This is a genomic window from Kitasatospora sp. NPDC088160 (genome assembly GCF_044741445.1).
Classification (GTDB): Bacteria; Actinomycetota; Actinomycetes; order Streptomycetales; family Streptomycetaceae; genus Kitasatospora.
On record NZ_JBIUSS010000022.1, the window covers coordinates 151,113 to 170,660 of the forward strand.

The 19,548-nt window shown below is 73.2% G+C and carries 21 protein-coding genes and 1 pseudogene; 8 read left to right on the plus strand and 14 right to left on the minus strand.

What is annotated here, in order from left to right; translation table 11 throughout:
• Nucleotides 1-8 precede the first annotated feature (8 nt).
• Both ACIOGZ_RS30815 and ACIOGZ_RS30820 read right to left on the minus strand, forming a co-directional pair.
• Entirely contained in the window at nucleotides 9-701 is a 693-nt protein-coding gene (locus ACIOGZ_RS30815) for an aspartate/glutamate racemase family protein (protein WP_363584054.1), read from the minus strand.
• Nucleotides 702-749: 48 nt separating this feature from the next.
• Nucleotides 750-2,618: a CocE/NonD family hydrolase gene (locus ACIOGZ_RS30820; RefSeq protein ID WP_400810765.1), complete on the minus strand. Its 1,869-nt coding sequence runs from the start codon at nucleotides 2,616-2,618 to the stop codon at nucleotides 750-752.
• 325 nt (nucleotides 2,619-2,943) lie between these two features.
• Between ACIOGZ_RS30820 and ACIOGZ_RS30825 the strand changes: the two genes are divergently transcribed.
• Nucleotides 2,944-4,065, plus strand: coding sequence for a HoxN/HupN/NixA family nickel/cobalt transporter (locus ACIOGZ_RS30825; protein WP_363584050.1), 1,122 nt, complete (start codon nucleotides 2,944-2,946; stop codon nucleotides 4,063-4,065).
• Between the two features lie 60 nt (nucleotides 4,066-4,125).
• Here the strand turns inward: ACIOGZ_RS30825 and ACIOGZ_RS30830 are convergent, their stop codons facing one another.
• The gene (locus ACIOGZ_RS30830; RefSeq protein WP_363584048.1) at nucleotides 4,126-5,064 is read right to left on the minus strand and encodes an SGNH/GDSL hydrolase family protein; all 939 of its coding nucleotides are present in this window, start codon (nucleotides 5,062-5,064) and stop codon (nucleotides 4,126-4,128) included.
• A gap of 311 nt (nucleotides 5,065-5,375) precedes the next feature.
• Here ACIOGZ_RS30830 and ACIOGZ_RS30835 point away from each other — a divergent pair, with 311 nt between their 5' ends.
• Complete coding sequence (locus tag ACIOGZ_RS30835) at nucleotides 5,376-7,031, plus strand: FAD-binding dehydrogenase (RefSeq protein WP_400988501.1); 1,656 nt, start codon at nucleotides 5,376-5,378, stop codon at nucleotides 7,029-7,031.
• Between the two features lie 58 nt (nucleotides 7,032-7,089).
• Here ACIOGZ_RS30835 and ACIOGZ_RS30840 read toward each other — a convergent pair whose 3' ends face one another.
• On the minus strand, nucleotides 7,090-7,440 hold the full coding sequence (locus ACIOGZ_RS30840; protein ID WP_063347062.1) for a metalloregulator ArsR/SmtB family transcription factor: 351 nt from the start codon (nucleotides 7,438-7,440) through the stop codon (nucleotides 7,090-7,092).
• A 111-nt stretch (nucleotides 7,441-7,551) separates the two neighbouring features.
• On the opposite strand from ACIOGZ_RS30840, the gene ACIOGZ_RS30845 reads away from it, so the two are divergent.
• From ACIOGZ_RS30845 to ACIOGZ_RS30855, 3 genes are all read left to right on the plus strand, one after another.
• Nucleotides 7,552-7,956: a (2Fe-2S) ferredoxin domain-containing protein gene (locus tag ACIOGZ_RS30845; RefSeq protein ID WP_350886398.1), complete on the plus strand. Its 405-nt coding sequence runs from the start codon at nucleotides 7,552-7,554 to the stop codon at nucleotides 7,954-7,956.
• Between the two features lie 150 nt (nucleotides 7,957-8,106).
• Nucleotides 8,107-8,361 (plus strand): hypothetical protein, encoded by a 255-nt coding sequence (locus tag ACIOGZ_RS30850; RefSeq protein WP_063347060.1) that lies wholly within the window; start codon nucleotides 8,107-8,109, stop codon nucleotides 8,359-8,361.
• A gap of 196 nt (nucleotides 8,362-8,557) precedes the next feature.
• Complete coding sequence (locus ACIOGZ_RS30855) at nucleotides 8,558-10,225, plus strand: metallophosphoesterase family protein (RefSeq protein ID WP_350886400.1); 1,668 nt, start codon at nucleotides 8,558-8,560, stop codon at nucleotides 10,223-10,225.
• Between the two features lie 99 nt (nucleotides 10,226-10,324).
• On the opposite strand, the gene ACIOGZ_RS30860 is transcribed toward ACIOGZ_RS30855, so the two are convergent.
• Nucleotides 10,325-10,657: a YnfA family protein gene (locus ACIOGZ_RS30860; protein ID WP_063347058.1), complete on the minus strand. Its 333-nt coding sequence runs from the start codon at nucleotides 10,655-10,657 to the stop codon at nucleotides 10,325-10,327.
• Between the two features lie 18 nt (nucleotides 10,658-10,675).
• Complete coding sequence (locus tag ACIOGZ_RS30865) at nucleotides 10,676-11,890, minus strand: pyridoxal phosphate-dependent aminotransferase (protein WP_380429136.1); 1,215 nt, start codon at nucleotides 11,888-11,890, stop codon at nucleotides 10,676-10,678.
• 97 nt (nucleotides 11,891-11,987) lie between these two features.
• On the opposite strand from ACIOGZ_RS30865, the pseudogene ACIOGZ_RS30870 reads away from it, so the two are divergent.
• Both ACIOGZ_RS30870 and ACIOGZ_RS30875 read left to right on the plus strand, forming a co-directional pair.
• Nucleotides 11,988-12,341 (plus strand): annotated as a pseudogene (locus ACIOGZ_RS30870) (winged helix-turn-helix transcriptional regulator); the annotation flags it as partial.
• A 146-nt stretch (nucleotides 12,342-12,487) separates the two neighbouring features.
• Entirely contained in the window at nucleotides 12,488-13,330 is an 843-nt protein-coding gene (locus ACIOGZ_RS30875) for an SGNH/GDSL hydrolase family protein (RefSeq protein WP_363584042.1), read from the plus strand.
• Here the strand turns inward: ACIOGZ_RS30875 and ACIOGZ_RS30880 are convergent.
• Nucleotides 13,267-13,956: a GNAT family N-acetyltransferase gene (locus ACIOGZ_RS30880; protein WP_363584040.1), complete on the minus strand. Its 690-nt coding sequence runs from the start codon at nucleotides 13,954-13,956 to the stop codon at nucleotides 13,267-13,269. The two genes, ACIOGZ_RS30875 and ACIOGZ_RS30880, sit on opposite strands and share 64 nt — an antisense overlap.
• 160 nt (nucleotides 13,957-14,116) lie before the next feature.
• Here ACIOGZ_RS30880 and ACIOGZ_RS30885 point away from each other — a divergent pair, with 160 nt between their 5' ends.
• Nucleotides 14,117-15,046: a pentapeptide repeat-containing protein gene (locus ACIOGZ_RS30885; RefSeq protein ID WP_400988504.1), complete on the plus strand. Its 930-nt coding sequence runs from the start codon at nucleotides 14,117-14,119 to the stop codon at nucleotides 15,044-15,046.
• Nucleotides 15,047-15,133: 87 nt separating this feature from the next.
• On the opposite strand, the gene ACIOGZ_RS30890 is transcribed toward ACIOGZ_RS30885, so the two are convergent.
• From ACIOGZ_RS30890 to ACIOGZ_RS30920, 7 genes are all read right to left on the minus strand, one after another.
• Nucleotides 15,134-15,394 carry a hypothetical protein gene (locus ACIOGZ_RS30890; protein WP_363584037.1) on the minus strand — a complete coding sequence of 87 codons (261 nt, stop codon included), beginning with the start codon at nucleotides 15,392-15,394 and terminating at the stop codon, nucleotides 15,134-15,136.
• A 148-nt stretch (nucleotides 15,395-15,542) separates the two neighbouring features.
• Nucleotides 15,543-16,277, minus strand: a complete 735-nt coding sequence (locus tag ACIOGZ_RS30895; RefSeq protein ID WP_400988506.1) for a tyrosine-protein phosphatase — start codon at nucleotides 16,275-16,277, stop codon at nucleotides 15,543-15,545.
• A 61-nt stretch (nucleotides 16,278-16,338) separates the two neighbouring features.
• On the minus strand, nucleotides 16,339-16,995 hold the full coding sequence (locus ACIOGZ_RS30900) for a TetR family transcriptional regulator (protein WP_400988508.1): 657 nt from the start codon (nucleotides 16,993-16,995) through the stop codon (nucleotides 16,339-16,341).
• Between the two features lie 122 nt (nucleotides 16,996-17,117).
• The gene (locus ACIOGZ_RS30905; RefSeq protein ID WP_363619038.1) at nucleotides 17,118-17,441 is read right to left on the minus strand and encodes a hypothetical protein; all 324 of its coding nucleotides are present in this window, start codon (nucleotides 17,439-17,441) and stop codon (nucleotides 17,118-17,120) included.
• Nucleotides 17,438-17,938, minus strand: coding sequence for a DUF6232 family protein (locus ACIOGZ_RS30910; protein ID WP_400988510.1), 501 nt, complete (start codon nucleotides 17,936-17,938; stop codon nucleotides 17,438-17,440). Before ACIOGZ_RS30910 ends, ACIOGZ_RS30905 begins: the two co-directional genes overlap by 4 nt.
• A 148-nt stretch (nucleotides 17,939-18,086) precedes the next feature.
• Nucleotides 18,087-18,986 (minus strand): aminoglycoside phosphotransferase family protein, encoded by a 900-nt coding sequence (locus tag ACIOGZ_RS30915; protein WP_363630216.1) that lies wholly within the window; start codon nucleotides 18,984-18,986, stop codon nucleotides 18,087-18,089.
• 64 nt (nucleotides 18,987-19,050) lie between these two features.
• Nucleotides 19,051-19,470, minus strand: coding sequence for a PPOX class F420-dependent oxidoreductase (locus tag ACIOGZ_RS30920; RefSeq protein WP_363584025.1), 420 nt, complete (start codon nucleotides 19,468-19,470; stop codon nucleotides 19,051-19,053).
• Between the last annotated feature and the right edge of the window lie 78 nt (nucleotides 19,471-19,548).

A 19,548-nucleotide genomic window follows, 5' to 3' on the forward strand; every position in this document is an offset into this window, starting at 1 on the left:
CCGGGCCGTCACGGGGCCAGGGCGGCGGTGACGGCGGCTTCGGCGTGCAGGCGGGTGGTGGGGAAGGTGGGGACGGGACTGTCCTCGGGGCGGACGAGCAGTTCGATCTCGGTGCAGCCGAGGATGACCCCCTGGGCGCCGGCGGCCACCAGTTCGTCGATCACCCGGCGGTACGCCGCGCGGGACTCCTCGCGGACCAGGCCGAGGCACAGCTCCTGGTAGATCACCCGGTGGACCAGGGCGCGGCTGTCGGGGCCGGGGACGAGGACGTCGAGGCCGTGGGCGGCCAGCCGGCCGCGGTAGAAGTCCTGTTCCATGGTGAAGGCCGTGCCGAGCAGCCCGATCCGGTGCAGTCCGGCGGCCCGGACGGCGTCCGCGGTGGCGTCGGCGAGGTGCAGCAGCGGGACGGGGGTCGCGGCCGCGACCTGGTCGGCGACCTTGTGCATGGTGTTGGTGCAGATCAGCAGCAGTTCGGCGCCGGCCGCCTCCAGGGACCGCGCCGCGCCGGCCAGGATCTCGCCGGCCTCGGTCCAGCGTCCGTCGGCCTGGAGCCGTTCGATGGCGGCGAAGTCGACCGAGTACAGCACGAGCGGCGCGGAGTGCAGGCCGCCGAGGCGGTCGCGGGTGAGTTCGTTGAGGAGGCGGTAGTACTCGGCGGTGGATTCCCAGCTCATGCCGCCGATCAGGCCGAGGGTCTTCATGCCGCCATTTATAAAGCAATAAGGGAATTGAAAGCAAAGGTATAAGGATTACTTGGAATCGCCCTGCGGAATCCAGCGCGGCACGCGGTGCTGCCATTCCCGGGCGAACACCACCGAACCGGCCTCCAGCGCGCGCAGCTGCACGATGCTGAGGAAGTGCCCGGCGTCGCAGCGCAGTTGGGTGCGGGTCTGGACGGTGACGTCCCAGCCGATGTCGGGGCGTTCGAGGCGCACGGTGTGGTCGGTGCGGGCCTGCGCGCTGAGCGGGGCGTCGGTGAGCACCCGGTAGGCGGTGACGGTGTGCTCGTCGCGGACCAGGCCGTCGGGGTGGGTGCGGCTGCCGTCGGTGGCGGGGGAGAGTTCGGCGCGCCATTCCCGGCGGCCGATGTCGTGCACGGTGACGTGCTCGGGCCGGGCGGTCAGCGGCTCGGTGCGGTGGATGTCGAGCGGCTCGGGCAGGGCGGGGGCCTCGAAGGCGACGGGGGCGGCGCCGACGTCGGCGGCGAGGTGCCGGGTGGGCAGGGTGAGGGCGGAGCGGGACGGGTCGAGCGCGTAGCCGGCGTCGTCCGGGGTGGGCCACACCCACGGCCAGTAGACCGAGGAGAGGGCGAGCCGCAGCCGGTGCCCGGCCGGGAGGGTGCCGGCGCAGGCGGCGAGCTCGACGTCCGCGTCGGGGCCGGTGGCGACCAGGACGCCCCGGGTGAGCAGCGTGGAGGTGCCGTCCGGGCCGACGGCGCAGAGCCGGGCGGTGATCTGGGCGGGCGGGCCGCCCTCGCGCAGGCGCAGCCGTACGGTCGGGGTGCCGAGCACTTCGACCGGTTCGGGCAGCGGGTGGGAGTCGAAGCAGACCGAGCGGCCGTCCTCCTCGCGCTGGTCGGGCGGCTGGTCGGCGGGGCGGCCGCGCGGGACGTAGGCGCCGGCGTTGAGGCCGGTGTGCTGCGGGGAGCGGACGCGGACGTGGCGGTCGTCGGAGGCGGTGCCGGCGGTGCGCAGCGGGCCGTCGAGGCCGTAGTGGATCTCCCGGACGTCGGGGGAGGGCCAGGTCTCCTCGCCGGTCCAGCGGGTGCCGATCCAGCTGCGCAGGGCGGGCTCCGCCAGGGCGCCGGTGTCGAGGTCGCGCAGCCAGTGGTCCCACCAGCGCAGGGTCTCGGGGAGGGTGTCCTCGGGCAGGCCGTGCGGCCAGGGGCCGAGCAGGGCGCGGGCGGTGGGGGAGGTGGCGAGCAGGCGCAGCACGAAGGAGCAGGACGGGTCGCCCCAGCCGGCGACGGCGAAGGTGGGGGCGGGGACGGGGACGGTGGTCTCGCCGGCGGCGAGCCAGGCGTCGACGGGCGGGTCCAGGGATTCGAGGCGGGCCAGCCAGTCGGTGCGCCAGGCGTCGCCGACGTGCCGGGGGTCGGGCGGGAGGGCGGCGTCGGCGACCAGGGCGGTGAGCCGGGTGTGCAGGTCGGCGGCGAGCAGGGCGCCGCCGAGGCGGTGGCCGCCTTCGGGGCAGACGGTGACCACGGCGCCGACGGTGTCGGGGGCACGGGCCGCGAGCAGCAGGGCGGTGGTGCCGGCGGCGCCGACGCCGAGCAGGCCGACCCGGCCGCTGCACCAGGGGCGGCGGGCGAGCCAGTCGAGGACGGCGGCGCCGTCGTCGAGCTCCTGGCCGCCGCCGGGTTCGCCGGGCAGGCCGTCGGAGTTGCCGTGGCCGCGGGTGTCGACGCGGACGGCGCCGTAGCCGTGGCCGGCGTACCAGGGGTGGCGGCGGGCGTCCTCGGCGGCGGTGCGGTCGGTGAGCCGGCCGGCGGAGTACTCCAGCACGGCGGGGACGGGTTCGTCGCTGACCGGGCGCCACAGCCGGGCGGCCAGCCGGGTGCCGTCGGGCAGCGGGATGCGGACGTCCTCGCGGGTGGTGCGGAAGGGGTAGGACGGCATGGCCGCTCCCATCGGATCCCGGGCCGGTGAGCGCCGGAGGGCCCGCGGCGCGTACGGGGAGCGCGCCGCGGGTGTCGGCATCTCGACCCTAGGGGAGGAATCGTCCGATTTCCTGACGAAGGCTGCGCGGCGGTCGCGGTCCGCCGGTCGGCGCGGCCGGGTGGAGCCCGGCGCGAGCGGGCGTGTGCCCGCCGCCGTACGCCCCCCGTCCGCGCCCGCGTGCCCCTGTTCGCCGCGGTCCGGCATTTGCACATGACTTGCAACTGCTTCCCCGAGGGGGGAAAGATGGCCCAGCTTCGCCCGGACCACCCGAAAGGACCACAGGATGTCCAGCCCCGCCGCAGGTGCCTCGCCCGTCAGATGGCGTGACCGGCTCACCCGGGAGGAGTGGATGCGCCTGGCCGGGATGGGCGGTTTCATCCTCGTGCTGCACGTCGTCGGCTGGTTCACCCTGCTCGCGCTGGTCGCGCCCGAGCACTACGACGTCGGCGGCCAGGTGTTCGGCGCGGGCATGGGCCTGACCGCCTACACCCTCGGGATGCGGCACGCCTTCGACGCCGACCACATCGCGGCGATCGACAACACCACCCGCAAGCTGATGGGCCAGGGCAAGCGGCCCCTGTCGGTCGGCTTCTGGTTCTCGCTCGGGCACTCCTCGATCGTCTTCGGCCTCTGCGCGCTGCTCGCCTTCGGCATCCGCTCGCTCGCCGACCAGGTGGAGGCGGACGACTCGACCCTGCACACGATGACCGGCCTGATCGGCACCACCGTCTCCGGGACGTTCCTGCTGCTCCTCGGCCTGATCAACCTGGGCGCCTTCAACGGCATCCTCAAGGTGTTCCGCCGGATGCGCGTGGGCGAGTACGACGAGGCCGAGCTGGAGCGCCAGTTGGAGCGGCGCGGGCTGATGAACCGCATCCTCGGCCGGGTGACCAGGGCCGTCACCAAGCCCTGGCACATGTACCCGGTCGGCCTGCTGTTCGGCCTCGGCTTCGACACCGCGACCGAGGTGTCGCTGCTGGTGCTGGCCGGCGGCGCGGCCGCGTTCTCGCTGCCCTGGTACGCGCTGCTCACGCTGCCGATCCTGTTCGCGGCCGGGATGAGCCTGCTGGACACCATCGACGGCTCGTTCATGAACTTCGCCTACGAGTGGGCCTTCTCCAAGCCGGTCCGCAAGATCTACTACAACCTGACCGTCACCGGCCTGTCGGTGCTGGTCGCGCTGGTGATCGGCCTGGTCGAGCTGATCGGCCTGCTCGGCGAGAAGCTGGACATCACCAGTGGCCCGATCGCCTGGATCGGCGGGCTGGACCTCAACTTCGTCGGCTACGCGATCGTCGGCCTGTTCGTGCTGACCTGGGTCGGGGCGATCGCCTACTGGAAGTTCGGCAAGGTCGAGGAGAAGTGGTCGGCCGGCCTGGCCGCCGCGGCCGCCAAGTCGGAGTAGCGATGGGGCGGAGGGGGCGGTGACCGGAGTCCGGTCGCCGCCCCCTCGGCGTTCCGGGGCCTACCGCAGCGCGGCGAGCACCGCGTCCGCCATCACCTTCTCGCCGGTGGCGTTCGGGTGGAACGGCACGGCGGGCGAGCCGGGCAGCGCGCCCTCGATCCAGCGGTCGTCCGAGCACACGTCGTGCCCGGCGGTGGGCGTGGCGGTGTCGACGTACGTCGCGCCGCCGGCCGCCGCGGTGCTCCTGAGCGCGGCGTTCAGCTTGTCGAGCACGCCGTGCATGTACTCGACGTCGCCCGGGGTCACGGGCTGGCGCAGGATGCACGAGCGGCCGTCGGCGGGCAGCACGGACGGGTAGCCGACCAGCAGCACCCGGGCCCGCGGCGCCTTGGCGTGGATGCGCCGCAGCGTGTCGGCGACCTGCGGCGCGATGCTGCCGGTGATCCGCTCGGCCAGGTCGTCGTCGCCGTACTGCCAGGACCAGCTGCGCCAGTCCCAGTAGCCGTGGTGGTAGACGTCCTTGCAGGGCGTGCCGAGCGGGTTGACGACCGCGCCGGCGATGCAGGTGGCGACGAGTTCGCCGAGGCCGAGGTCGCTGGCCGCGAGGTCGTTGCCGCCGATGCCGAGGGTGACCAGGTCGGTGTCGGGGGTCACCGCGTCCAGCTGCGGGTCGTTGACCCGGATGAAGGCGTCGTACTGCGGCTGCGTCATGGCCTTGACCTTGGCGGCGGCGCAGGTGACGTCGGTGTACGCGCCGGCCTTGAGGGCGGCGGCGACCAGGTGGCCGTAGTTGCGGTCGGAGCGCAGACACAGGCCGGCCGACTGGCCGGGCACGCCCGCGCCGGCGGCGTAGGAGTCGCCGAGCGCCACGAGGTGCTTGGGCGCCGGGGTGGCGGCCTGGGCGCTGGTGGAGGTGAGCGCGAGGGCGGCGCCCAGTGCGACGGTGGCGAGTGCGGTGGAGCTGCGCAGGCGTCGGGGTTTCCGGGCAGGGGGGAGCACGGTTCCTCCTGGGGGGAGAGAAACGACGGGTGGGGGTCGTGCCGGGCCGCGGCTACTCGCAGGTAAGTTACTTGTTGGTTTCGTGGACGTCCATGCCGTGCGCGGAAATTTCCGAAATTCCGTCAGATCGCATTTCGCATTTCGCTCCGCCGTGTATCGAGGACATTTCCGAAACGGTGTGGAGCGGAATTGCCGCAGTCGGTTGTTACCGGCCGGTTGACCGGACGTCACCGCAGGCCGCAGTATCGGGCGCACAGCGACGGCGCCCACCCCGCGCGCGCCGTCCCGCTCGCCGCGACGGAGGACTGCGCATGGCCCTAGACGCCGACGTCATCGTCATCGGAGCAGGACTCGCCGGACTCGCCGCCACCGCCGAACTCGCCGACGCCGGACGGAAGGTGATCCTGCTCGACCAGGAGCCCGCGGCCTCGCTCGGCGGCCAGGCGCACTGGTCCTTCGGCGGCCTCTTCCTGGTCGACTCGCCCGAGCAGCGCCGGATGCGGATCCGCGACTCGCACGCCCTGGCCCGTCAGGACTGGTTCGGCACCGCCGGCTTCGACCGGCCCGAGGACGCCTGGCCGCGCCGCTGGGCCGAGGCCTACGTCGACTTCGCGGCCAGCGAGAAGCGCTCCTGGCTGCACGGCCTGGGCGTCCGGTTCTTCCCCGTCGTCGGCTGGGCCGAGCGCGGCGGCCTCCTCGCCGACGGCCCGGGCAACTCGGTGCCCCGCTTCCACATCACCTGGGGCACCGGGCCCGGACTGCTGGAGCCCTTCGTCCGCCGGGTCCGCGCCGCCGCCGCCCGCGGGCTGGTCGACCTGCGCTTCCGGCACCGGGTCACCGGCCTGGCCGCCACCGCGGGCGTCACCGACACCGTCACCGGCGAGGTGCTGGTGCCCAGTCCGGCGGCCCGCGGCGAGGCCAGCTCGCGCGAGGCCGCCGGACGGTTCGAACTGCGCGCCCAGGCCGTGATCGTGACCTCCGGCGGCATCGGCGGCAACCACGACCTCGTCCGCAAGGCCTGGCCCGCCCGGCTCGGCACCCCGCCCGCCAAGCTGCTCTCCGGCGTCCCCGCCCACGTCGACGGGCTGATGCTCGGCATCGCCGGCGACGCCGGCGCCAGCCTCATCAACGGCGACCGGATGTGGCACTACACCGAGGGCATCGAGAACTGGGACCCGATCTGGGCCCGGCACGGCATCCGCATCCTGCCCGGCCCGTCCTCGCTCTGGCTGGACGCGCGCGGCAACCGGCTGCCCGTCCCGCTCTTCCCCGGCTTCGACACCCTCGGCACGCTCGACCACATCATGTCCACCGGCTACGGGCACACCTGGTTCGTGCTCAACCAGCGCATCATCGAGAAGGAGTTCACCCTCTCCGGCTCCGAGCAGAACCCGGACCTGACCGGGAAGTCCGTGCGCGGCGTCCTCGGCCGCGCCCTGCCCGGCGCCCCCGGTCCGGTCCGGAGCCACCTGCGGCACGGGCCCGACTTCGTCGTCGCGAGCAACCTCGCCGACCTCGCCCGCGGCATGAACGCCAGGACCCGCGAGGCGCTGATCGACCCCGCCGAACTGCGCCGCACCGTCGAGGCCCGCGACCGGCAGTTCGCCAACCCCTTCGCCAAGGACCTCCAGGTCACCGCCGTCCACGGCGCCCGCCGCTACCTCGGCGACAAGCTGATCCGGGTGGCCCCGCCGCACCGCATCCTCGACCCCGGCGCCGCCCCGCTGATCGCCGTCCGGCTCAACATCCTCACCCGCAAGTCCCTCGGCGGGCTGGAGACCGACCTCTCCGCGCGCGTCCTGCGCCCCGACGGCGAACCCCTCCCGGGCGTCTACGCCGCCGGCGAGGCCGCCGGCTTCGGCGGCGGCGGCGTCCACGGCTACCGCTCCCTGGAGGGCACCTTCCTCGGCGGCTGCCTCTTCTCCGGCCGCACCGCCGGCCGCGCGGCGGCGGAGGCGACGGCGTAGGGGGCGGTGGTGGAGGCGGCGGCGTAGGGGGCGGCGGCGGAGGTCGGTGCGTTCGGCCTCAGCGCTCGTCGGTGAGGCCCAGCCGCAGGTGCTCGACGTGGTACACGGCCTGGTCGAGGAGGGCGGCGACGTGGTCGTCGTGCAGGGAGTAGACCACCGAGCGGCCCCGGCGCTCGCCGACGACCAGGCCGAGGTTGCGCAGCAGCCGCAGCTGGTGGGAGCAGGCGGACTGCTCCATGCCCACGGCGTCGGCGAGTTCGGTCGCCGCGCGCGGGCCCTCGCGCAGTTCGGCGAGGATCAGCAGCCGGGACGGGGTGGCCAGCGCCTGGAGGGTGGTCGCGACCTTGGCCGCGTTGGAGGCGTCCAGGCGCATCCGCGGTACGGCTTTCTCGGTGGTCGCGTGTCCCATGGGGGCATCCTACGGACCGCCGTCGAACCCCGGCACCCGGCAGTGGTTCTTGGCATGCCAGGTAGGCTGCGCGTGCAGCGTGCCCCGTGACCAGGAGGAGTTCCAGAGCCGATGAGCCGCCGAGACCGGGACCGCAAGCAGGCGGCCGCCTCCCCGGTGACCGTCACCGTCTGCCGGGGCTGCTGCTGCGGCACCGAGGCCAAGCACCCGGGGGTGGACCACGCCGGGCAGTACGAGCGGCTGCGGGCCGCGGTGGGTACGGCGGGCCGGGTCCGTGCGGTCAAGTGCCTGGACGTGTGCACCCAGTCCAACGTGGTGGTGGTCGGCCCCTCCGGGGAGGGGCGGGCGGCGGGCGGGCGTCCGGTCTGGCTGGGCTTCGTGCTGGCGGACGACATGATCGACGAGATAGCCGCCTGGGTGCACGCGGGCGGCCCCGGGCTGGCCGACCCGCCCGGACTGCTCGACCTCCAGCTGATCTCGGTGTCCCGCCGGGTCCGCGAGGGCCTGGCGGAGTAGCGGACGGTGGAGCCGATCCGTCCTCATCACGGTTGGGACGCAGCGGGGTTGGCCGATCCGGCGGCCGAGCAGGATCCGCTGGACGCCGCCCTCGGCGGTCCCACTACCATGACCGGTGGCTGCCAGCGGTTCCGCCCAGGGAGGACGACGATGACGACGGTCTGCCGCATCTGCGCGGGCACCGGCCGGACCGCCGGTCTCAGCTGCCGGACCTGTCAGGGCACCGGGACCACCGAGGTGGGCGGCGGGGGCGGCAACTGCTTCCTCTGCGACGGCACCGGGGTGTACGTCCGCTACCGGGTGGACGCGACCGGCGCCAAGCACGCCTACCGGGACGAGATCTGCCGCACCTGCGACGGCACCGGCAACCGGTCCCCCTCCACCTGGGACGAGCCCTCCGGCTGAGCGCCCCCGTCCGCGGCGGCGCCGACGGTGGCTCAGGCCGCGCCGCCGGCCGGGGCCATGATCCGGGGTCGGTCCGGGGCGGACGCGCTCCTTTACCTGATCATGGTCGAACATTGGCGTTCGAATGGGCGGCGCGCTGCGGCCCGTTCACCCCGCGTCCGTGTGCGGTCAACGCGCCGCTGGAAGAGTCCCGCGCATGGATATCCCTCACATGGGCGTACCGGCCAAGCTCGCCGACCGCATGAGCACGGCCGAGCAGCACGAGTACCTGCGGGCCCGCTTCTCCCGCCGCCGGATGCTGCGCGCCGGCGCCGTGACCGTCGGCGCCGTCGCCGTCGGCGGCGCGCTGGGCAGTGGAACGGCCTTCGCCGCGCCGGCGAGCCCGCAGCTGCTGACCGGTGCCACGACGGCCGGCGTCGACGGTTCGCTGGTCGCGCCGATCGGGCGCCACCTCCAGTTCGGCCCCGAGCCCGACACCCAGTTCCGCATCTCCTGGCAGGTCCCGGCGCCGGTCAAGAAGCCGTTCCTGCGCTACGGCAAGACCCCGTGGGAGCTCAGCCACAAGCTCCAGGCCGAGGTCCGCACCCTGCACACCCCGGCGCTGAGCCCGAACAGCCAGCCGGTGGACCAGTACTACCTGCACGTGGCGCTGGAGGACCTGCACCCCGACACCACCTACTACTACGGTGTCGGCCACGAGGGCTTCGACCCGGCCTCGCAGCAGCAGATCTCCACCCTGCACACCTTCCGCACCGCGCCCTCCCGCGACCACCGCTGGGGCAAGGTCTACGAGCCGTTCACCTTCACCGCCTTCGGCGACCAGGGCGTCAGCTCGCACGCGGCCGGCAACGACCACGTCATCCTGGCCCAGAAGCCGTCCTTCCACCTGCACGCCGGCGACATCTGCTACGCCGACCCGGCGGGCTCCGGCACGGACCCCGACAAGTCCGTGTACAACGCCAGGACCTGGGACGACTTCCTGGTCCAGACCGAGACGGTCGCGGCGACCGTGCCGTGGATGGTCGCCTACGGCAACCACGACATCGAGGCCTGGTACTCGCCCAACGGGTACGGCGGCGAGAACACCCGCTTCTTCCTCCCGGACAACGGCCCGGACCCGCGCAAGGTCCCCGGCGTCTACACCTTCCGCTACAAGAACGTCGGCGTCATCTCGCTCGACGCCAACGACGTCTCCTACGAGATCCCGGCCAACCTGGGGATCTCGGCGAACAAGCAGACCAAGTGGCTGGAGCGCACCCTCAAGGACCTGCGCAACGACGAGACGATCGACTTCGTCGTGGTCTTCTTCCACCACTGCGCCTTCTCCACCACCGTCGCGCACGCCTCCGAGGGCGGCGTCCGCGAGGCCTGGGTGCCGCTGTTCGAGAAGTTCCGGGTGGACCTGGTCATCAACGGCCACAACCACATCTACGAGCGCACCGACGCGATCCTCGGCAACAAGGTCTCGAAGCAGGTGCCGAGCGGCGCCACCATCGAGCCGGCGAAGGACGGCGTCGTCTACGTGACCGCGGGCGCGGCCGGCCGCAGCCTGTACAAGTTCGACGTGCCGGACACCTACGAGGGGCACGAGAACCACCAGGACGAGGTGAAGACCTACTACTGGGGGAAGGGCAAGGTGAAGGTCCCCGAGACCATCCAGTGGTCGCGGGTGCGCTACACCGGCTACTCCTTCATCAAGGTCGACGTCACCCCGGCCCACCTGGGCCAGAAGTCGTCCATGAAGGTGACCGCGCTGGCCGAGGACGGCACGCAGATCGACAACTACACGATCCTGCGCAAGGTCGGCGAGGGCTGGGACTCGGACCACGACGACGACGGTCAGGGCGGCGGCTGGGGCTGGTAGTCCCCGAACCGGCTCGCCGGGCCCCGGCGTCGAGGAGTCCGCACCTCGACGCCGGGGCCCCGTGCGTGGAGAACCCCGTGCGTGGAGGGCCCAGTGCGCTCAGCGCCGGGGCCCGTACATGATCACCGCGACCCCGGCCAGGCAGACCAGCGCGCCCACCACGTCGTAGCGGGTCGGCCGGAAGCCGTCCACGACCACGCCCCAGAGCAGCGACCCGGCGACGAACACCCCGCCGTACGCGGCCAGCACCCGGCCGAAGTGGCTGTCCGGCTGGAGCGCCGCGACGAAGCCGTACCCGCCGAGCACCACCACCCCCAGCCCGGCCAGCCACCACGGCCGCTGCTCGCGCACGCTCTGCCAGATCAGCCAGCAGCCGCCGATCTCGGCGAGGGCGGCGACGACGAACAGGGCGACGGAACGCAGGACGGTCATGACCGGCAAGCCTAGGTGTCAGGACTGGCGGTACGTCGCGAGGAAGCGCCCGATGCGGTTGATGGCCGTCTCCAGGTCGTCGGCGCGGGGCAGGGTGACGAAGCGGAAGTGGTCCGGGCGGGGCCAGTTGAAGCCGGTGCCCTGGACGACGTGGATCTTCTCGCGGAGCAGCAGGTCCAGCACGAACTGCTCGTCGTCGACGATCCGGTGCACCGCCGGGTCGAGCCGGGCGAAGGCGTACAGGGCGCCCTTGGGCTTGACGCAGCTGACGCCGGGGATCTCGTTGAGGGCCTTGAAGGCGACGTCGCGCTGTTCGGTGAGCCGACCGCCGGGCAGCACCAGGTCGTTGATGGACTGGTGGCCGCCGAGCGCGGCCTGGACGGCGAACTGGGCGGGCACGTTGGGGCACAGCCGCATGCCGGAGAGCATGGTCAGGCCCTCCAGGTAGTCGGCGGCGTGCTGCTTGGGCCCGGAGACGACCAGCCAGCCGCTGCGGAAGCCGGCCACCCGGTAGGCCTTGGAGAGGCCGTTGAAGGTGAGGGTGAGGACGTCGTCGGCGAGGGCGGCGAGGCAGTGGTGCTCGGTGTCGTCGTAGAGGATCTTGTCGTAGATCTCGTCGGCCAGGACCATCAGCTGGTGGCGGCGGGCCAGGTCGAGGATGCCCTCCAGCAGTTCCTTCGGGTAGACCGCGCCGGTGGGGTTGTTGGGGTTGATGACGACGATGGCCTTGGTGCGGGCGGTGATCTTGGCGGCGATGTCGTCGAGGTCCGGGTACCAGTCGGCCTGCTCGTCGCACAGGTAGTGCACGGCCTTGCCGCCGGCCAGCCGGACCACGGCCGTCCACAGCGGGTAGTCCGGCATCGGGACGAGCACCTCGTCGCCGTCGTCGACGAGCGCGGTGACGGCCATCTGGATCAGCTCGGAGGCGCCGTTGCCGAGGTAGACGTCGTTGACGCCGACTCCGGTCACGCCGCGCTGCTGGTAGTACTGCACCACCGCGCGGCGGGCGGGCAGGATGCCGCGCGAGTCGCTGTAGCCGTGCGCCTTGGGCAGGTTGCGGATGATGTCCTGGATGATCTCCTCGGGCGCCTCGAAGCCGAACGGGGCCGGGTTGCCGGTGTTCAGCCGCAGCACGCTGTGCCCGGCCTCCTCCAGGGCGTTGGCCTGGTCGACCACCGGGCCGCGGATCTCGTAGCACACGTTGTTCAGCTTGCTGGACTGCCGAAACTCCACTTGCGGCCTCCCGACCGTCACCACCGCATCGTTGCTGATGCTTTGTTCTACCAAGTTGGCACTTGGAAAGTCCAACCTTTTGGCTATGCTGATCCGCATGTCACGCCGAAGCTACGACCAGTACTGCGCCGTCGCCCGCGCCCTGGACGCGGTGGGGGAGCGCTGGAGCCTCCTGATCGTCCGTGAACTCCTCGGCGGCCCGCGCCGCTACACCGATCTGCACGCCGACCTGCCCGGCGTCTCCACCGACATCCTCGCCGCCCGGCTCAAGCAGTTGGAGGGCGACGGCCTGGCCCTGCGCCGCCGGCTCGAACGGCCCGCCAACGCCACGGTCTACGAGCTCACCGAACGCGGCCGCGAACTGCGCCCGGTGATCGAGGCGCTGGGGGAGTGGGGCCTGCCCGCCCTCGGCGAGCAGCGGCCCACCGACGCCGTCCGCGAGCACTGGTTCACCCCCCGCACGGCGGACGACGGGGCGCCCGTCGCGGGTTAGGCGCAGATGCCGGTGTCGGTGCCGGGGTCCGATGCCGGTGCCCGGACCGGCCGCGCGTAGCATCGTCGGGCCACGGAGCCATCGGAGGAGAGCGGAGACCGCCCGTGCCCACCACCTACCGCAGTTACGTCGCCGTCGGGGACTCCTTCACCGAGGGCATGTGCGACGACCTGCTGCCCGACGGCCACTACCGGGGCTGGGCCGACCGGGTCGCCGACGCGCTCGCCGCTGAGGCCGGCGCTGACGGCGGCGACGGCGGGTTCCGCTACGCGAACCTCGCCGTCCGCGGCAAGCTCATCGGCCAGATCCACGACGAGCAGCTCCCCGCCGCCACCGCGATGGGCGCCGACCTGGTGACCCTCGTCGGCGGCCTCAACGACGCGCTGCGCCCCGGCTGCGACATCGCCCGGGTCGAGCGGCTGCTCGGCCGCTGCGCCGAGGAACTGCGCGCCACCGGCGCCACCGTGGTGCTGTTCACCAGCACCGACCCGACCCGCAGGATGGCGGGCAGCGCCCGGCTGCTCCCGGCCATCCTGCGGATGAAGGCCTTCGTGCACGAGCTCGGCCAGGACGAGGGCGTCGCCGTCGTCGACCTGTTCGCCGCTCCCTGCTTCGACGACCGCCGGCTCTGGGGCGAGGACCGCCTGCACCTGTCGCCCGAGGGCCACCGCCGGGTCGCCGAAGGGGTGTTGGAGGCGCTCGGCCGCCCCGCCGCCTTCGACTGGCGCGCCCCGCTGCCGCCCGCCGCCCCGCCCGGCCGGGCCGAGCGGCTGCGCGCCGACGCCCGTTGGCTGGGCGGTCACCTGGGGCCGTGGATCGGCCGCCGGCTCACCGGGCGCTCCTCCGGCGACGGCCGGCCGCCGAAGCGGGCCGAGCTGCTGCCCTACTCGGCTCCGGACCCGGCTCCGGCTGCGGGCGCGGCGGCGGGCACGGCCGCGGGCTCGTAGACCAGGCTCGCCATCGAGGAGCGGGTGGTCCAGCCGAGCGAGGTGTAGAGCGCCCGGCCGTCCGGGGTGCCGACCAGGACGGCGGTGTCGGCGCCCGCCTCGTGCCCGGCGCTCTGGAGGGTCCGCATCACCAGGGCGCCCAGGCCCCGGCGCCGGTGCTCGGGCGCGGTCAGGATCTGGTCCGGGACGGCCACGGGGCCGGCCAGTCCCGCCTGGCCGCGTGCGGCGAGGTGTCCGGCCTCGGTGCGGACCAGGGTCCGGACGGTCCCGCCCCGGGTCCAGGTGGTCACCGTGTAGCCGGCCGGCACCTCGGGCCGCTCGGCGCTCAGCGGGAGGGTCATCAGGTACCCCGGCTGGTCGAGCCGCCACTGCGGGCCCAGCCAGGGCCGGGCGACGGCGTCCTCGATGAACAGCTTCAGCCAGGTGCCCGGTGCGGTGGTGGCCTCGGCGATCTTGCGGACGTCGGGCTCGGCCGGCTCGGGCAGCACGTGCCGGGCGACGTGGCCGACCACGCCGACGTCGATCGTCCAGCCCCAGGGCTCGTCCACCGCTTCGGCCGCGCCGCGCGAGACGCTCCAGCCGGCGATCCACATCCGGACGAGTTCGTTGATGCTCGGGTCCTGCACTCCTACCCCCGTATGCCATATGCGATGGGCGCGCACCTCGTAATAGGTGCACTGCCAGTTGACACCTTACCGATAGTGGGGCGGGTGTGGCCAGTGCCCAGTAGGCTTGGCAGTTCGACGCACCGGACGGCCGGTGCCCACGCTGGAAGGACCACGCGACGTGCGCGAGACCGAGCCGCCGCAGCACCCCACGGCGGCTCAGCCGACCGAGCTGCGCTCCGACTGCACCAGCTGCTTCGGCCTCTGCTGCGTCGCCCTGCCCTTCGGCGCCGGCACGGACTTCGCCGTCGACAAGGCCGCCGGCAGCGCGTGCCGCAACCTGCAGACCGACTTCACCTGCGGCATCCACGAACGCCTCCGCGACCGGGGCTTCCAGGGCTGCACCGTCTACGACTGCTTCGGCGCCGGGCAGCGCGTCTCCCAGGTCACCTTCGGCGGCCGCAGCTGGCGCGAGGCACCGGCCGACGCCAAGCCCATGTACGACGTCTTCCCGGTGGTGCGCCAGCTCCACGAACTGCTCTGGTACCTCACCGAGGCGCTCGGCTACGCCCCCGCCCGCCCGGTCCACGCCGACCTGCGGCAGGCCCTGGAGGAGACCGACCGGCTCGCCGGCGGCACCCCCGAGGAGATCCTCGCCGTCGACGTCCCCGCCCACCGGCAGCGGGTCAGCGACCTGCTGCTGCGCGCCAGCGAACTCGTCCGCGCCGCCGTCCCCCGCCGCCGTGAACACCGCGGCGCCGACCTCTTCGGCGCCCGTCTGCGCGGCGCCGACCTGCGCGGGGCCAACCTGCGCGGCGCCCTGCTCGTCGCCGCCGACCTCAGCGGCGCCGATCTGCGCCTCGCCGACCTCGTCGGCGCCGACCTGCGCGACGCCGACCTCTCCGGCGCCGACCTCACCGAGGCCCTCTTCCTCACCCAGGCCCAGCTGAACGCGGCCCGCGGCGACGCCACCACCCGCCTGCCGGGTATCCTCACCCGGCCCACCCACTGGCCCGCCACGGCCTCCGCCCCGGTGGCCTCCGCCACCGGCGCGCGCGGCCCCCGCAAGCCGCGCAGCGGCGGCCGTCCGGGCGGCCCGCGCCGCCGCTAGCGGCCGCCCGCCGCGACGACCGGGCCCGCCCGGCAGGTGTCTGCCGGACGGGCCCGGTGCCGTCCGCGGACGGCTCGGTGCCTGGTGCTAACAGCTGTGCGCGGCGTCGGGGCGCTTCGCCGCGATGTACGGCTTGCCCATGTGCGCCACGACGTCGGCCGGGCAGGTCTTGATCCAGTTGGTGCCCGCGGCGTGGTTCTTGACCTTGGCGTCGCTGCAGTACTCGACGCGGTCGGCGGTCTTGAAGCACTGGTAGCCGGGGTACCCCGCCGCCGAGGCGGTGTTGACGCCGGCGAACAGGCCGGCCGCGGCCAGCAGGGCGACGGGCAGAACGGAACGCATCCTCATGGTTTTCTCCCGTTGGTTCGTCTGGGCAGTGGCCCGATCCTGGCAGCGCGGCGGAGGCGGGGGCAACGCGACATGACATGTTTAGGTCAACCTGTGTTCGAGTGAACTCCCTTCACCTTCTTGGCCGTTGACGGTCCGTCGGGCGAGGTCAGGTCGTGAGCAGGCGGGATCGGAGGGCGGCTGTCCGGGCGGGGGAGAAGCCGAGGGCGCCGGTGGCGTAGCCCTCGACCGAGCCGTGGCGGGCGGTCAGGTCGGCGAGGGCGAGGCGGATGACCGTCTCGGGGGCGCGTCCGTAGCCGGGCCAGCGGAGGGTGCGGCCCGGGTGGGCGGCGTGCCATTCGGCGACGAGGTGCGGAGTGGCCAGCTCGGTGAGGGCGAAGTCGGCGGCGACGTCGTCCTCGGAGACGCCGAGCAGGGTGAGGACCAGGGCGGCGATGAGCCCGGTGCGGTCCTTGCCGGAGGCGCAGTGGAAGACCACGGGCTCATCGGCGGCGGCGATCACCTCCAGGGCCTCGCGGATCTCCTCCACCCCGTCCTCGGTGACCTCGGCGAAGCGGTCGGCGAGGTAGCGCCAGGGGTCGACGTCCGGGTCGATCTCGGCCTGGTCGTAGGTGCGGTGCTCGATCGAGAGGTTGTGGTAGACGAGCCCTTCGTAGTCGGGCACCCGGCCCTTGGCGGCGATCTCCCAGGGGTAGCGGAGGTCGATCACGGTGCGCACGCCGAGGGCCTGGAGCCGGTCGAGGTCGGCGGGCGAGGTGAGCTTGCCGAGCGAGTCGGAGCGGTAGAGCAGGCCTCGGCGGACGGACCGGCCGTCGGCGGCGGGGTGGCCGCCCAGGTCGCGGAAGTTGTGCAGCCGTTCGAAGCTGAGCTGACGCGTTGTCATGCGCGGCACTCTAACCAGTGGGGCCCGGGTGCCCGGTGGGGCCTCCGTGCTGGGTGGGGCCTCAGCGCCCGGTGGGGCCCGGGTGCCCGGCGCCTTCGTAGCCGGCGGTGAGGAGTTCGAAGGCGCGGTCGGCGTTGGTGGTGGCCTCGAAGTGGAGTTCGTCGGCGGTCCGGCCGTCGTCCCGGATCCGGTGCCAGTTGTGTTCGGCGAGGACCCGCTGGGTGGCGGTGACCTGGGCGGCGAGGAGGGGGGCGGTGAGGCGCCGGGGCGGGGCCAGGTCGGGGGCCTCGTGCAACGCCCGGGCGAGGGACTGTTCGGCGCGGGCGAGGTATTCGGCGCCCCGGGCCTTCAGGCTCGGCGTGGAGTACACCAGATCGCTGAACGCCAGGACCCGGGGGTCGTCGTTGAGCCCGGTGATGGGGTCGCGCCGGGCGAGCCCGTCCAGGAAGTCCCGGTGCAGGGCGGCCAGCACCGTTTCGCCGGCCGCCCGGCCGCGGACCGCGCCGGCGGCCTGGTCCTGGTGGTCGGCGAAGCGGTGGACGACCAGGTCCTCCTTGGTGGAGAAGTAGCTGAACAGCGTCGGCTTCGACACCTCGGCGGCGGCCGCGACGTCCGCCACCGAGACCGGGTCGAAGCCGTGCTCCAGGAAGAGCGCGATCGCGGCCTCGGAGATCGACCGTCGCGTCCGTTCCTTCTTCCGTTCCCGCAGTCCGCTCATGGCGTCAGGCTAGCAGCAGGCCTTGACTCGGGCAGATTTCTGACCCGGTATGACATTTACCCCGGGTGGGATGTCGCCTGCTGCCCGCCATCAGCTGCTCAGGAGTTCAGGAGTTCAGGAGTTCAGGAGCTCAGCGAGTCCAGGATGCGGCGGATCGACTCCACCACCGGGGCGCCGGCGGCGGCGAGGGCGGCGACGCCGGAGATGTTGCGCAGGGCGCGGCGCAGGGTGGCGGGCGGGGTGGCCTGCCCGCCACCGAGGTCCGCCAGCGACTCGTCCAGCACCTCGCGGTCCTCGGCCGGCACCTGCTCGCGCAACTGGCGTACGGCGGCGATGAGTTCACGCATCGCGGCCTGCGGGTCGGCCGGGCCCTGGTGCTTGATGATGCCGATGTTGTGGTCGCCGTGCTGGGTGACCGAGTCCCCGAAGTGGATGCCGCCGCTCACAGACTGACCTTCTTTCCGGTGTTGTGGTCGCCGTACTGGTTGATCTGGTCGCCGATGTGGACGTTCTCCACCTGGAGCGCGAACTCGGCCAGCGGGTTGTCGATCGCTTCCATGATCAGCTGGATCAGGTTGCCGACCTGCTGGGCGTCGTGGCTGACCACCGCCGTGTTCGAGGAGCTGGAGGTCTCGATGATCAGCTGGTAGACCGTGCGCATCTGCAGCCGCTTGACCAGCCGGTAGAGGCTGGCCGCGAAGAGCGCGAGCGCCACCAGGCCGATCACGTTCTTGGTCGTCTCCTGGTTCGCGCCGCGCCCGAGCAGCGAACCGAGGAGGGCGGTGGCCACCAGCAGGCCGATCACCTGCCGGGAGAACCGGATGATCACCCGCGTGCGCTTGGGCGGCAGCAGCTGGAACCGCCGGGCCCGGGCGATGTTGTGGAGCGGATAGGCGTCGCCGCCCACCCACAGCACCCGCCGGCTGACTCTGACGTCGATCACACTGCTTCTGCGTGCCAAGTTGTCCCCCTACCCGTAGTGGCGGGGAGAACCATAGCAACGGCCGCCGACGGCGCCGACGGGAGTGCCGCCCCGCTGGTCAGGCGGCGGTGCGCGGTCAGCATCAGGGCCCGGTCGGCAGCGGGCCCGGTCAGGTGCTGCGGTCGGCGAGCACCTCGCGGACGACGTGACGGGCGTTGGCGGTGAGGCCCGGATTGGTGTGACGGTAGTAGGGGATCGTCACCAGCGCGATGGAGAAGGCCCAGGCACGGCCGCGGGCCCACGTGGCGTCATCGGCGTGGAGTGCGGCGCGGAAGGCGGGGCGGGCCGAGGCGGGCAGCAGGTTCCAGGCGACGATCAGGTCAGCGGTGGGGTCGCCGACGCCCATCAGGCCGAAGTCGAGGACGGCGCCGAGCCGGCCGGACCGGTCGAGCAGGAGGTTCCCGGGGGTGAGGTCGCCGTGCATCCAGGAGGGCGGGCCGGCGTACTCGGAGAGGCGAAGCGCCTTGTCCCACAGGGCGGTTGCGGCGTGGGTGTCGACCGCTCCGGCGAGTTGGGCGATGGCCGCGCGGGTGGCGCCGTCGCGGGAGGCGAGCGGGACGCTGCGGTGGCCCGCCGGGCCGCCGGCCGGGTTGACGGCGCGCAGGGCGTTGACGAAGGCGGCGAGGTCACGGGCGAGCGCGCCGGGAGCGGCGAGGGCGCCGACGACCGGGTTGGCGCCCTCGAACCAGCGGAGCACCGACCACTCCCAGGGGTAGCCGGCGGCGGGCCGGCCGACCGCGAGCGGAGCGGGTATCGGCCGCGGCAGTCGGGGGGCCAGCGCGGGCAGCCACTGCTTCTCGCGGCGGACGTCCCCGGCCGCCCATTCCACCCGGGGTAGCCGGACGGCGAGTTCGGGCCCGAGGCGGAACATCGCGTTGTCCGTCCCGGTGGAGGGGACCGGCGTGACCGGCAGCCCGACCCAGTCCGGGAACTGGGCGGAGATCAACCGCCGTACCAGGGCCGCGTCGATGACCAGTCCGTCGGGGTGCATCCGGGTGGCAGCGCACATGCCCGGCAGCGTACAGCGCGGATCGGTGCCCTTCAGCGGATTCCCGGAATGCGTACGGCCGGCCTCAGCTCAGCGTGACCCGCACGCCGATCGTCCCGCCCCTGCCGAAGCGCAGCACGTTCGCGGTCAGCGCGATCGCGCACAGCAGCCCGTACTTGCGGCGCAGCAGCTTCCGGTAGGCGGGCGCGCGGCCGGGGTCGAGGACGGCGGTGGCCGGGACCTGCTCGCCGAGCAGGGTGCCGCGGATGTCGCTCGGCCCGACCAGCACGTCGGAGCGGTTGCGCAGCCGCTTGACCTTGCCGGTGCGGGTGACGGTGGTGAAGACCAGCGCGTCGCCGTCGCGCGCCACCCAGACCGGGGTGGGCACGGGGGTGCCGTTCTTGCGGTGGGTGGTGAACAGCAGGTACTTGGCGGCGGCGAGTTCGCTCAGCCGGGCGGCGGCGTCCGGCGCGCGGGAGGCGTCCAGTGCGGGGGAGGTGTCCATGCGCGTCAGCGTAGGAAGGCGCAACGGGGCACTGCTTGAGTCTGGTTGGGGCCGCGGGCGGAGGGCGCCACGCCCGGG